The organism is Arthrobacter sp. GMC3, from assembly GCF_002929305.1.
In the GTDB taxonomy this organism is placed as follows: domain Bacteria; phylum Actinomycetota; class Actinomycetes; order Actinomycetales; family Micrococcaceae; genus Specibacter.
In genome coordinates this window covers 193,117-205,992 of the sequence record NZ_PJIO01000001.1, presented here as the reverse complement: position 1 = coordinate 205,992, position 12,876 = coordinate 193,117, and the positions used below count along the sequence as shown (strand labels likewise).

General features: G+C 62.0%; 12 protein-coding genes. 7 read left to right on the top strand and 5 right to left on the bottom strand.

Going from position 1 to position 12,876, the window contains the following annotated elements:
- Window positions 1–32 precede the first annotated feature (32 nt).
- Both rhaI and CXQ94_RS00900 read right to left on the bottom strand, forming a co-directional pair.
- The gene (rhaI, locus tag CXQ94_RS00905) at window positions 33–1,199 is read right to left on the bottom strand and encodes an L-rhamnose isomerase (protein WP_181034018.1); all 1,167 of its coding nucleotides are present in this window, start codon (window positions 1,197–1,199) and stop codon (window positions 33–35) included.
- Entirely contained in the window at window positions 1,196–1,555 is a 360-nt protein-coding gene (locus tag CXQ94_RS00900; protein WP_104086346.1) for an L-rhamnose mutarotase, read from the bottom strand. Before CXQ94_RS00900 ends, rhaI begins: the two co-directional genes overlap by 4 nt.
- A 120-nt stretch (window positions 1,556–1,675) precedes the next feature.
- Here CXQ94_RS00900 and CXQ94_RS00895 point away from each other — a divergent pair, with 120 nt between their 5' ends.
- Entirely contained in the window at window positions 1,676–2,686 is a 1,011-nt protein-coding gene (locus tag CXQ94_RS00895) for a LacI family DNA-binding transcriptional regulator (protein WP_104086345.1), read from the top strand.
- Between the two features lie 109 nt (window positions 2,687–2,795).
- Here CXQ94_RS00895 and CXQ94_RS00890 read toward each other — a convergent pair whose 3' ends face one another.
- The gene (locus CXQ94_RS00890; RefSeq protein ID WP_104086344.1) at window positions 2,796–3,836 is read right to left on the bottom strand and encodes a LacI family DNA-binding transcriptional regulator; all 1,041 of its coding nucleotides are present in this window, start codon (window positions 3,834–3,836) and stop codon (window positions 2,796–2,798) included.
- 221 nt (window positions 3,837–4,057) lie between these two features.
- Here CXQ94_RS00890 and CXQ94_RS00885 point away from each other — a divergent pair, with 221 nt between their 5' ends.
- From CXQ94_RS00885 to CXQ94_RS00860, 6 genes are read left to right on the top strand one after another with little or no spacing between them, the layout of a single operon-like run.
- The gene (locus CXQ94_RS00885) at window positions 4,058–5,389 is read left to right on the top strand and encodes an extracellular solute-binding protein (protein WP_104086343.1); all 1,332 of its coding nucleotides are present in this window, start codon (window positions 4,058–4,060) and stop codon (window positions 5,387–5,389) included.
- Window positions 5,386–6,312, top strand: a complete 927-nt coding sequence (locus CXQ94_RS00880) for a carbohydrate ABC transporter permease (RefSeq protein ID WP_104086342.1) — start codon at window positions 5,386–5,388, stop codon at window positions 6,310–6,312. The genes CXQ94_RS00885 and CXQ94_RS00880 overlap by 4 nt, the downstream gene beginning before the upstream one ends.
- 2 nt (window positions 6,313–6,314) lie before the next feature.
- Window positions 6,315–7,208 (top strand): carbohydrate ABC transporter permease, encoded by an 894-nt coding sequence (locus tag CXQ94_RS00875; RefSeq protein WP_104086341.1) that lies wholly within the window; start codon window positions 6,315–6,317, stop codon window positions 7,206–7,208.
- Between the two features lie 28 nt (window positions 7,209–7,236).
- The gene (locus tag CXQ94_RS00870; RefSeq protein WP_104086340.1) at window positions 7,237–8,442 is read left to right on the top strand and encodes a Gfo/Idh/MocA family protein; all 1,206 of its coding nucleotides are present in this window, start codon (window positions 7,237–7,239) and stop codon (window positions 8,440–8,442) included.
- Window positions 8,439–9,137 carry a ThuA domain-containing protein gene (locus CXQ94_RS00865; protein ID WP_104086339.1) on the top strand — a complete coding sequence of 233 codons (699 nt, stop codon included), beginning with the start codon at window positions 8,439–8,441 and terminating at the stop codon, window positions 9,135–9,137. Before CXQ94_RS00870 ends, CXQ94_RS00865 begins: the two co-directional genes overlap by 4 nt.
- Entirely contained in the window at window positions 9,122–10,240 is a 1,119-nt protein-coding gene (locus CXQ94_RS00860) for a Gfo/Idh/MocA family protein (RefSeq protein WP_104086338.1), read from the top strand. The genes CXQ94_RS00865 and CXQ94_RS00860 overlap by 16 nt, the downstream gene beginning before the upstream one ends.
- A 16-nt stretch (window positions 10,241–10,256) precedes the next feature.
- On the opposite strand, the gene CXQ94_RS00855 is transcribed toward CXQ94_RS00860, so the two are convergent.
- Entirely contained in the window at window positions 10,257–11,465 is a 1,209-nt protein-coding gene (locus tag CXQ94_RS00855; RefSeq protein ID WP_104086337.1) for an ROK family transcriptional regulator, read from the bottom strand.
- A 27-nt stretch (window positions 11,466–11,492) separates the two neighbouring features.
- Window positions 11,493–12,770: a D-arabinono-1,4-lactone oxidase gene (locus tag CXQ94_RS00850; RefSeq protein WP_104086336.1), complete on the bottom strand. Its 1,278-nt coding sequence runs from the start codon at window positions 12,768–12,770 to the stop codon at window positions 11,493–11,495.
- Window positions 12,771–12,876: the final 106 nt, after the last annotated feature.

Sequence of the window (12,876 nt, the reverse complement as noted above, 5' to 3'; positions counted from 1 at the left end):
TGCCGCCGTCGTGCTTGTTGAATGATTCACTCTCATGCTCCCCATCCGGCCTGGGTGCCGCCCACGCGTTCGTCGTTGATTTGTTTCTGGTAGCCGCTTGCGGCAAAGGCGGCCAGCGGATCTGCGGGCAGGTCGCGGGCCTCACGCCATGTGGCCAGGGCTGGGCGAACATCTGTGTAGAAGGCGTCGGAGAAGATCGCGTTTGCACCCAGCACATCACCATTGTTCTGGGCCTCGGTGAGTGCCACACGGTCCACGAGGAGGGCGCGGGCGGTCATTTCCTGCACGTTGAGCACGGAGCGGATCTGGCCGGGGATCTTTTCCTCCAGGTTGTGGCACTGGTCCAGCATGAGCGCCACGTTCGACGCCGGTCCCAAGCCGTCGCCGCGGATGACCTCGTACATGATGCGGAAAAGCTGGTAGGGATCGGCGGCACCGACGATGAGGTCATCATCTGCGTAGAAGCGGGAGTTGAAGTCAAAGGAGCCAAGTTTGCCCAGGCGTAGTAGTTGGGCCACGATGAACTCGATGTTGGTGCCCGGCGCGTGGTGCCCGGTGTCCAGGCATACCAGGGCTTTCTCCCCCAGGGCCAGGGTGTGCGCGTAGGAGGTTCCCCAGTCGGGAACGTCGGTGTGGTAAAAAGCCGGCTCAAAGAACTTGTATTCGAGCACCAGCCGCTGGTCATCGCCCAGGCCGGCGTAGATCTCCTGTAGAGACTCCGCCAGGCGGTCCTGGCGTCCTCGAATGTCGCCCTGGCCCGGGTAGTTGGTGCCGTCGGCCAGCCAGATCTTCAGGTCCCTTGAACCGGTTGCATGCATGACCTCAATGCACTCAAAGTGGTGCTCGATTGCCTTCTTGCGGACGGCAGGATCCACGTGCGTCAGCGAGCCGAATTTGTAATCGTCATCCTGGAAGGTGTTGGAGTTAACGGTACCCAGGCCAACTCCCAGGCTTGCCGCATAGCTGTTCAAGGCTGCGTAGTCATCGACCTTGTCCCACGGGATGTGCAGGGCCACCGACGGAGCCAGCCCCGTAAGTTTGTGTACCTGGGCGGCGTCGGCGATCTTCTCAAAGATGGTGCGGGGAGTTCCCGGTGTACCAAAGACCTTGAAGCGCGTGCCGGAATTGCCGTAGGCCCAGGAAGGAACCTCAATGGCCAGTTCTCCGAGACGCTCAAACGCTGTTGTCATGTCCGTCATTTCATCTGTCCTTCGCTTGTGGGACCGGCCTCGGCCAGCTGTTGATCAAGATTGAAAACCTCTTCCATCACCATGAATCCGTTGTCCGGGGCGGTTTCGGATGCGGGAAACAGTGCCGCCATCTCCGTCTGCCACCGGGCGTTTACCTCGGTCAGGGCCATGCGTGCCCGGATCTCGTCCAAGTCATCGCAGTCAACAATCCCGATCAATAGCCCGTCGTCACCCAAATGCAGCGTGTAGTTTTCCCAGCCGGCAGCCTCGAGCGCGGTCAGCATCTGCGGCCAGACCTCGGCGTGCCGTTGCCGGTACTCATCGAGGAACTGTGGATCGACCTGTGACCGAAAACAGACTCGCATAAGGTTTCCTTCTTTTGAAACGATTCATTATTACGATTCAAAGTACTCTGGACTTTGAGTTAATGTCAACCATTTCCCGGCGGAAGTCTTCATCCTCGGGATCCGAAGCGGAGCTTTCACATGCGGGCAGCAAGCATCAAGGACGTCGCCAACCACGCAGGGGTGGCCGTGGGGACTGTCTCAAACGTCCTGAACTACCCGGACCGGGTAGCCCCCCAAACGCGAGAAAGGGTTTTGTCCTCAATCTCGGATCTGGGTTTTGTCCGCAACGACGCCGCCCGGCAACTCCGGGCCGGGCGTAGCCGCACCATCGGCCTCATAGTCCTAGACATCGGCAACCCGTTCTTTTCTTCCCTCTCGCGAGCAGCGGAGGACGCCGCCGCCACGGGGGGACGCGCCGTCGTGCTGGGAAACAGCGGCCACGACGCCCAGCGAGAATCGCACTACCTGGACCTCTTCGAGGAGCAACAGGTCCAGGGTGTGCTCATTTCCCCGGTGGCCAATGTTTCCGAGCGGCTGCGGGCACTCACCGCGCGCGGCACCAAGGTAGTACTGGTGGATAGCCGGGCGGATGACGGAGGGTTCAGCTCCGTCTCGGTGGACGACGTCCAGGGCGGCCACCTGGCCACCAGGCACCTACTGGAGCTGGGTCGGCGCAAGATTGCCTTTATCGCCGGGCCGCAGAGCCTTCGCCAAGTACGGGACCGGCTCGAGGGCGCGCGGCAGGCCGTTGGCGAGTTCCCCGACGCCACTTTGGAAGTTCTCGATGCCGCCGAGATGAGCGTCCTAGCGGGACGGACCGTCGGGGATCTGCTGGTAGAGCGCGGGCTGGCGGAGCTGCCTGACGGGGTATTCTGCGCCAACGATTTGCTGGCGTTAGGTCTCATGCAGTCGCTGACCATGCTGCACACCCTGCGCATCCCCGAGGACGTGGCCCTCGTGGGCTATGACGATATCGACTTTGCCGCCTCCGCCATAGTTCCGCTGACCTCAATTCGGCAGCCCGCCGCGCTGATCGGCCAGACGGCCATTGAACTGCTGCTTGAACAGCTGGAATCCGAAGCCACCGTCCCGCGATCGGTCGTCTTCAAGCCCGAGCTGGTAGTGCGGGGCAGCACCAGCGGAAAATGACCGGTTCGAAAATCGCGCCCGCTCCCCGCTGTCGCTACCGCTCTACTGGGCGCGACAACGGGGAACGGGCGCGGTAATCCACCAACGCCTGCCACCCCACGTGGAACCCTCAACGGGGCCGCGGCGGGGCCGTGGAATCGCGAACGACCAACTCCGTCGCCAGTTCCATATGAGGGGAATCGAGACTCTCATCCTTGGCCAGACGCAAGACAGCCCGCAATGCAGCCCTACCCATCTCCTGCAACGGCTGGGCAACAGAGGTCAGTCTCGGCAGGGTCTGCTCGGTCAGCGGGGTGCCGTCAAAACCCACCAGACTCAGGTCCTCGGGGATGCGCAGGCCCAGACGTCGCGCCTCCTCCAAAACCCCCAGCGCGGTGGCATCGCTGGCGGCAAAAATCGCTGTCGGAGGCTCCTCGAGAGCCAGTAGCTCAGAGGTGCCTGCCCGGCCGAAGTGCTGGTTAAATTCTCCGGTCAGGACATAGTCGGGTCGGGAAGTGATGCCGTGAGACATCAGTGCCGCCAAGTAGCCGTGAAGGCGGGCAACACTACATTCGGCAGCCGCTGGCCCCCCCAAAAACGCGATCCTGCGATGCCCCAACGCAATGAGGTGCTCCGTGGCGGCCTTGCCACCGGCCCAGTTGGTAGCCCCCACACTGATATATCCACTCCGCGGCGGATTCAGCGGATCAATCACCACCACGGGGATGTTTCGCCGCCTGAAGGAATCCAATTGCTTGTCGGTCATCTCGGAGGTCACCAGAATGAGGCCCGTACGTCCGGACTCCACCATGCGCTGGGCCCACTCCTCATGATTTGCCCGGTGCAATTTTGCTGGGGTGACGTTGCCAACCACGACGTCGACGTCCTCGCTGGCGGCAAAGTCAAGGATTCCCGTGAGGATCTCCATGGAGTACTGGGTGTTCATCCCGTCAATGACCAGGTCCACCATGGCCGGCCCGCTGGACCTGGTCCGACGTTGCGCCGGCGATTCATAACCGAGCTCAGCCAGTGCCGCCTGCACGCGGGCCCTCGTGTCCGCAGCGACGTCGTCACGGCCATTGATCACCTTGGATACCGTGGGCGCCGAAACCCCAGCCAACGCGGCCACCGTGGCCAAAACCGGCTTCGCCGGCGATTTAGTTACGCGCATCTTGTCCCGACTTTCCGAAATATTTCAGTGACTGAAGTGTGCCGGATTGAGTAGGCGACAGTCAAATCTCCAAAAATAATGCTTGACGTGTGATTGACATCACGGCTACATTTTACTGACTTGCAGAATTAATTGCGAAATATTTCGAAGATTTGTCATTCGTTGTTTGCCGTCAGCATTCCCCTCGGTCAAGTACTGGCCACTTTTCAATGGAGATAAGAATGGAACACAAGCCCGCGTCCCGCCGATCATTTCTGGCATTTGCCGTCGTCACTCCCCTCGCCGCCTGGGGGCTCACAGCCTGCGGCACCTCGGGCCCCGGCGGAGGTGCCGCAGGATCCAGTTCTGCCAGCATCTGGTCCCTGACCGGTGCCCCCGGAGAGACCATCCGCAAAGACACCGTTGACGTCTTCAACAAGGCCAACCCGGACAACCAGATCAAGCTCACCTTCTTTCAAAACGACGCCTTCAAGACAAAGATCAAGACGGCCATCGGCGCCGGAGAGGCGCCAACTATGATCTACGGTTGGGGCGGCGGCGGATTGAAGACGTACGCCCAGGCCAACCAAGTCATCGACCTGACCGCCTGGTTGACCGAGAACCCGAAGGTCAAGGATCGGCTCTTCCCCTCTGCGTTTGGTGCAGCCACAGTCGACGGAAAGATCTACGCACTCCCCAACGAGACGGTTGCCCCGATTATTTTCTTCTACAACAAGGAGCTCTTCGCCAAGGCCGGGGTCCAGCCGCCTAAAACGTGGGACGATCTGATGAGCTTGACAACGACATTCAACGACATGGGCGTGGCGCCGATCTCGCTCGGTGGCCAGTCGCGCTGGACGTCCATGATGTGGCTGGAGTACATGTTTGACCGGGTTGGGGGCCCCGAGGTGTTCAATGACATCTTTGCCGCCAAAGCCAATGCGTGGTCCAACCCGGCGGCCCTCGAGGCCCTGACAAAAATCCAGGACCTTGTAACGGCGAACGGCTTCATCAAGGGCTTCTCCTCGATCACCGCCGACTCCAACGCCGACCAGGCGCTGCTCTATACCGGCAAGGCCGCCATGATGCTGCACGGCGCCTGGACTTACGGCGGCATGAAGAACGACGGCGGCGACTTCGTTAAGAACGGCAATCTCGGCTGGGTAGACTTCCCGACTGTTGCCGGCGGCACCGGTGACGCCAAGAACACCACCGGCAACCCGGGGCAATACATGTCCATCTCGGCCAAGGCGTCAGGAGAGGAACAGGCGAGCGCCAAGAAGTTCTTCGCCGAAGGCCTACTCACCCCCGCCGAGGTCACCGCGTGGATCAAATCGGGCGCCGTGCCGATCGTCACCGGCATCGAGGACCAGCTCGCCGCCACCGACGACAAAGACTTCTTGACCTATGTCTACAACCTGGCCAAGGATGCACCGAACTTCCAGCAGTCCTGGGACCAGGCACTGAGCCCCACCGCAGCGGAGGCACTGCTCAATAATATTGACCAGCTGTTCACCAAGTCGATCACGCCGGAGAAATTCGCCAGCAACATGAATGCGACGCTTGGCCAATGACCTCCACCACCACTCTCCCCGGCCAGCGCAGCGGCGCCAGACGGCAGCGCAGTAATGCCACGGGCCCACTGAACTGGCTCGTCGTGCCTGCACTGATCCTTTTCCTCGTTTTCGCCATCGTGCCGCTGGTTGGCGTGTTGCTTCTGAGCTTCACGAACTGGGATGGCATTGGGGCTATCACGTTCGCCGGTGTGGCCAACTGGCTGCGGGCAATCGCTGACCCCAAGATGTACCACGCTCTGGGGCTGACGTTTGTCATCATGGCCCTGTCATGGGTCATCCAAACGCCCATCAGCCTTTTACTGGGCGTCTTCACTGCCGGCTCACAAAAGTACCGGGCCCTGCTGGCAGTCCTGTATTTCCTGCCACTGTTGCTGTCCTCTGCCGCCATTGCCATCGCCTACAAGGCCCTGCTGGATCCAAACTTTGGCTTGGCCGCCGGCCTGCACCTGCCATTCCTGGCGCAGGACTGGCTCGGCCAGCCGCAGCTGGCACTCGGCGTCGTGATCTTTGTGGTGTCCTGGCAGTTCATTCCCTTCCATACCCTCATTTACCAAGGCGGCGTACGTCAGATCCCCCGGTCACTGTATGAGGCAGCGGAGATCGACGGCGCGGGCAGGGTCAAGCAGTTCTTCTACATCACGGTGCCGCAACTGAAGTACACCATCATCACTTCCTCCACCCTCATGGTGGTCGGGGCGCTGACCTACTTCGACATGATCTTTGTGATCACCGGCGGCGGGCCCGGGAATGCGACGCGAAACCTTGCCCTGGACATGTACCTCACCGGCTTCATGGCGAACCAAATGGGTCAGGCCAGCGTCATTGCAGTCGTCTTGGTGGTCCTGGGGCTTGGCCTGGCCCTGCTGCTGCAACGGCTGGGCGGCAAGGACAATAACGGCAGCCAATTGGAAGGCATGTAACCATGACAACAACCTTGTCCAAGCCAGCCCCTGCGCCCGCCACAAGTCCCACCCGGCAGCCCACCCGTTTTGGCCGCCGGGTCCGGAAGCTAAACCTCCCTGCCGGTGCTGCCGGCTGGATTTGGCTGGCCGTGATCATCATCCCGATCTACTACATCCTCATCACCTCCTTCAAGAGCCAGGCCGGCTACTTCAGTCAGAACCCCCTGGCTCTGCCGTCAAACCCGACACTTGAGAACTACAAGATGGTGATCGCTAACGATTTTGGCCGCTACTTCCTCAATAGCGTCATTGTTACCTTGGGGGCCACCGTGCCGGCCGTGGTGTTTTCGTTCATGGCGGCGTTCGCGATCGTGCGTGGCTCCGGCCGCTTCCTCAAAAGCGTCAATGCCTTGTTCCTGATGGGGTTGGCCATTCCACTGCAGGCCACGATCATCCCGGTCTACCTGCTCATCATCAAGATGAACTTGTACGATTCGCTGCTGGCCCTGATCCTGCCCTCGATCGCCTTCGCCATCCCACTGACAGTGCTCATCCTCTCTAATTTCATCCGAGACGTACCGAATGAACTGTTCGAGTCAATGCGCCTGGACGGTTGCTCCGAATGGCAGACCATGTGGCGGCTGGCGCTGCCGTTGACAAAACCAGCCATCGTCACAGTTGCCATCTACAACGGGCTGGGTGTCTGGAACGGTTTCCTGCTACCGCTGATCCTGACCCAGAGTCCTGAGCTGCGGGTGCTGCCACTGGCGTTGTGGAGCTTCCAGGGACAGTACTCGGTCAATATTCCGGCCGTGCTGGCATCGGTGGTGCTGACCACCTTGCCCATCCTGGTGCTCTACGTGATCGGCCGACGCCAGCTACTCAGCGGGCTAACCGCCGGCTTCAGCAAATAATCCACACCTAGATAAGGACCCATATTTCATGCCGACGGAGCAAAAACCTGCCTTGCGGGTGGGGATGGTTGGTTACGCCTTCATGGGCGCCGCCCACTCTCATGCCTGGCGCAACGCGCACCGCTTCTTTGACCTGCCTCTCACCCCGGAACTGACGGCCATCGCCGGACGTAACCGGTCCGCCGTTGACCATGCTGCCCAGAAGATGGGCTGGGCCTCCACCGAGACGGACTGGCGGGCCTTGATCGAGCGCGATGACATTGACCTCATCGACATCTGCACCCCTGGCAATACGCATGCCGAGATCGCGATCGCGGCACTGCAGGCCGGCAAGCATGTGCTGTGCGAGAAGCCGCTCGCCAACAGTGTCCCGGAAGCTCAGGAAATGACGGAGGTGGCCGCGGAAGCCGCCCGAAACGGTGTGTTCGCCATGTGCGGCTACTCATACCGTCGCACCCCGGCACTGGCGCTCGCCCAACGCATGGTGGCGGAGGGCCGGCTGGGCACTATCCGCCAGGTCCGCGCGCAATACCTGCAGGACTGGCTCTCCGATGAAAACGCTCCCCTGACCTGGCGGATGGACAAAACCAAGTCCGGCTCGGGCGCGCTGGGCGACATTGGTGCGCACAGCATCGACGCCGCCCAGTTCGTGACGGGGCTGAACATCACCGGCGTCTCGGCACTCCTGGAAACATTCACCAAGGAACGCCCCGTGAGCGGGGAGTTGGTGGGCTTGGGTGGGCACGGCGAGGTCACAGCGGACACCGAAATGGGCCCCGTCACCGTTGATGATGCGGCCCTGTTCACGGCACGGTTCGACGGCGGTGCGATCGGGATCTTTGAGGCCACCCGCACCGCTCTGGGCCGGAAGAACGCGAATCGTTTGGAGGTCAACGGCACGCTCGGTTCCGTGGCGTTCGACTTTGAGGACATGAATTTCTTGCAGTATTACGACGGCACGGACACCGAGGATGTGCGCGGTTTCCACCGCATCATGGTCACCGAACCCGTGCACCCGTACGTCGGCAACTGGTGGCCCGCGGGCCACGGGCTCGGCTACGAGCACGGCTTCACCCACCAAGTGGTGGACCTCGTGAACGCACTGGGCAACAAAACCCAGCCCACGCCGTCGTTCTCCGAGGCCCTGCGCGTCCAACGCGTCCTGGCCGCCGTGGAGAAAAGCGCCGCCAACAACAGCCAATGGACCACCACCAACCAAGAGGAAACTCCATGACGACTTCGAAAAACGCACTTGTGGTGCGCGGCGGCTGGGACGGACATCAACCCGTCGAGGCCACCGAACTGTTTATCCCGCACCTGAAAGCCAACGGTTTCACCGTCCGGGTCGAGGAGAGCCCGGCCGTCTATGCCGACGCCGACTACATGGCCGGCGTGGATCTCATTGTCCAGTGCAACACCATGACCACCATTGAACCGGCGGAGTTCAACGGCCTGCGCGACGCCGTTGAGGCCGGCACGGGCCTGGCCGGCTGGCACGGCGGCATCGCCGATTCGTACCGCAACAACTCGGACTACCTGCATCTGATCGGCGGCCAGTTCGCCTGCCATCCGGGCAAGCACGCCGATGAACTCGTCGGCGAGCAGTCCGATAACTACGTTCCGTACACCGTCACCATGACTCCGGCGGCCGCCGCGCACCCCATCACCGAGGGGATCGGCGACTTTGACCTGGTCACCGAACAGTATTGGGTGTTGACCGACAGTTACATTGACGTGCTGGCCACCACCACCCAGAAAGTGCGTCCCTGGGACCCCTGGCACCGCGAGGTCATCTCCCCGGCGATCTGGACCAGGCAGTGGGGTAAGGGCAAAATCTTTGTGGCCACTCCCGGCCATCACGTGGACATTCTTGAAGAGAGCAACGTCAAAACCATCATCGAAAGAGGCATGCTGTGGGCCAGCCGTTAAACACTTTAAGAATTGGCATCGTGGGCTGTGGCAACATCATCGCCCAGTATTTGGCGACGTTCCCGACGCTGGAAACGCTCAAACTGGTGGCCGTGGCCGATCTGGATCTTGCCCGGGCCCAGAGTGTCGCGGCGGAGCTGCCCGGTGTTCGGGCGCTGTCGGTGCAGGAGTTAATGGACGACGACGAGGTGGACTTGGTCTTGAACCTCACCATCCCTGCCGCGCACGCACAGATCGCCCTGGCCGCCATTGCTGCCGGCAAACACGTCTACGGTGAGAAGCCGCTGGCCGCCACCTCGACTGAAGCCGCAGCCGTGTTGGCGGCCGCCGCGGCAGCCGGCGTCATTGTTGGGTGTGCCCCGGACACCGTTTTAGGCACGGGCACACAGACCGCACGGCGGGCTATCGACGACGGCCTGATTGGCAAGCCCATCTCGGCCACGGCCACCATGATGTGCCCCGGGCACGAGCGCTGGCACCCGAACCCGGACTTTTACTATGTTCCAGGGGGCGGCCCGCTGCTGGACATGGGCCCCTACTACGTCTCCGCTCTGGTGACGCTGTTGGGCCCGGTCAAATCTGTGATCGGCGCCGCCAGTCACACCCGTGACGCCCGGGTCATCTCGACCGGCCCACGCACTGGGGAGCAGATTCCTGTCACCACCGACACTCATGTCAGCGGTATCTTGATCCACGAGTCCGGGGCCCTCTCGACCCTGGTGATGAGCTTTGACGCGGTAGCCACGGCGTCCTCCAACATTGAGATCCACGGCGAGAGCGGGTCCTTGATTGTGCCCGATCCCAACCGTTTTGACGGCGAGGTGAAGCTGCATAGCCTCGGCAATGACAGCTGGGAAACGCTTCCAGTTTCGGCTGGCTACGTGGATGCTTCCCGGGGCATCGGCCTCCACGATCTCGCGCTAACCGCCGCAGGGCAGGAACCACGGGCTGGCGGAAAATTGGCGTTCCATGCCTTGGAGGTCATGGAGTCGGTGCTGCGTTCAGCCCACACCGGTCAGCTCGTCACCATCGAAAGCACCTGCGCTCGCCCGGAGTCCGTGCCACTCACTGAACCGGCACTCGTCAGCACCGTAAACGGCTAACTTACTGCTGGCCGGCTCAGCGAGCTTCCATGAAGCCCGCAGGGTCGGCCAGTAATGCCGCAAAGGCTAGTTCCGCCGCGCCCACCATCATCAAATCAGCTCCCAAAGCTGCCGGATGGATGGTGACCTGGGCGCCCGGCTCCCGCATGGAGCGAGCAGATACTGCCGCCAGCAGCTGCTCCGGAGCGGCCGAGTACAGGGCGGCCAGGAAACCGTCCAGCACCACAGCTTCCGGGTTAAAGACGTTGACCACGTTGCCTATTGCTGTGGCCAGATGGGCAATCTGCCGGTCCACTTCGGCTGTCACCGCCGGATCCTCGGTGGCACGCAGGGCGCGGGCCAACGCGGCCGGATCACCGGCGTCGAGCTTAAGGGCGGCAAGCAGCGGAGCCTGGCGCACCTCGGTCTCCAAACACCCAAACGCACCGCAATGGCAGCTGATGCCGTCGCTGCGCACCAGCGTGTGGCCAATCTCGCCCGCATATCCCGACACCCCCGTCAGTAACCGGCCGTCGGCCACAATGCCACCGCCGATCCCGCTGGCACCACCGTTGAGGTAGATCAGATTCGCAATTCCTGTGGCCGCGCCAAAAGTCATCTCGGCTTCAGCTGCCAGGGAGGCGTCGTTGGCCACCCGGACCCGATATCCGGTCGCCGCGGCCATCATGTCCGCCACCGGCTCGTTATGCCAGTCCAGGTGCGGGGCGTGACGGACCACTCCGTCGACCCCGGTGACCAGGCCGGGCACGGCGACCCCCACCCCCACGACGCGGTACTGCGCATCAAGTTCCCCGCGCATCCCGGCAATCACAGCCGCGGCAATGTTGACCGCCTCGGCCGCCGTGGGAATCCGCTGCGTGGGGTAACGAATCTTCTTGAAGACCCTCCCACCGAGCCCCACGAGACCGATGGTTACCGCGTCAATCTCCGGGTTGACGGCCAAGGCCGCCACAGCGGGATTGGGGTGGACCTCCGGGCTCGGGCGACCCACCTGAGCTTCCCCCTCCGGCGCCGCTTCGTAGAGGAGGCCCTGGGCGGCAAGAGCGGCTATCAAGACACCCACTGTTGACCTGTTCAACCCCGTCAGCCGCGTCAATTGCGCACGGCTCAGGGAGCCATGGCGGTGGACCAAGGTCAGAATCCGCCCCGGGCTACTGGCCGGGCTCCCGGATCGGGCAAGCTCAGTACCCGGTTCGGGGTTTTTCGGCGTTTCTGCGATGGGCATGACCCCATTTTCTCTCATGAGCGCCCTTTACTGGCCAAGGACGGTCCGGTTCAAGAAGTCGTTGCGGAATTTCCCTGTTGGGTCTAGGGATTTTGCGAGGGCCGTGAACTGGTCAAATTTGGGGTACAGCGGGGCCAGGTCGCCGGCCTCGGAGGAGAAAACCTTCCCCCAGTGCGGCCGGGCGTCAAACGGCGCAAGTGCCTCCTCGATCAGCGGTAACACGGCCTCTACGCCCCCTTGATCCAGCCGCCAGGTGAAATGCAGGCCAATGCCGTCGCGGCCATAGTTGGGGCTCAACCACAGGTCATCTGCGGCAATGGTGCGGATCTCGGCCACCAGCAACAACGGCGAAATAATGGCCGAGAGCTGGCGCATGGCGGTGATGGCCGCACGGGCATGCTCGCGGGGCAGCAGGTATTCGCTTTGGATCTCATTGCCGCTGCTGGGCAGGTAGTCCATGCGGAAGTGCGAGAGCCGGTCCGAGCTGTTCCCGGCGACACCTAGTTGCGGGGTGCAGTTCACGGCCGAGACGCCCGGCAAAGGATGCATTTGCGCCGTTGCCGCCGTGCCACCAAGCAACGACGCCGGATACTCCTCCGTGCGGCCGTCACCTTGGCGCTGCTTAAACCAGGCTTGCCCCACAGTGTCCCCTCGCCAGTCCGTAAACAGGCTCACGGAGTAGGCGCGGGAGGTGAGATCGTCAAAGTTTTCCAGGACAGCATCCCAAGGCAGGTCCGTGTACACGTGCTGAGCCACCATGAAGTCGGCTTCGATCCGCAAGGTCACCTCCGTGAGGATCCCCAGCATGCCCAAGCCCACTACATAGGCGGCAAAGTCGGGAGTCTGCTGGCGACTGACGGTATGCAGTCCGCCGGCAGCGTCCACGAAGCTCAAGCCAACCACCGCTGTGGCCAGGTTTCCATTGCCGTCCCCCGAACCATGGGTGGCAGTGGCAATAGCGCCGGCAATGGAGATGTGCGGCAGGGAGGCCAGGTTGTGCAGCGCATAGCCCTGACGTTTGAGCTCGGCCGCGAGTACGCCGTAGGTGGTTCCGGCACTGGCGGTGACGGTGCCAGCCTCGGCATCGATGCGAATGTTGGGTTCCAGCGCGGTCAGGCTCACCAGCACGCCGTCGGAGTCAGCCAAAGAGTTAAAGGAGTGCCGGGAGCCAAGCGCCCGCACCGCTGAGGCCCCGGCCACCAAGGACCGGAGCTCCTCGAGTGTTGTTGGAAAGTGGATCTCCGTGGCCCCGTAACTGTAATTTCCGGCCCAGTTCCATTCGAGAGTGTCTTGTTTTACTGTCATGGGTCACTCCATTCGTGCTGCACGCCTCGTTAATATGATGTGAAACACAACATAACAGCTTTCATGGCTCAACATCTACCCCCATCAAGCGTCGATAGTAGGTTCA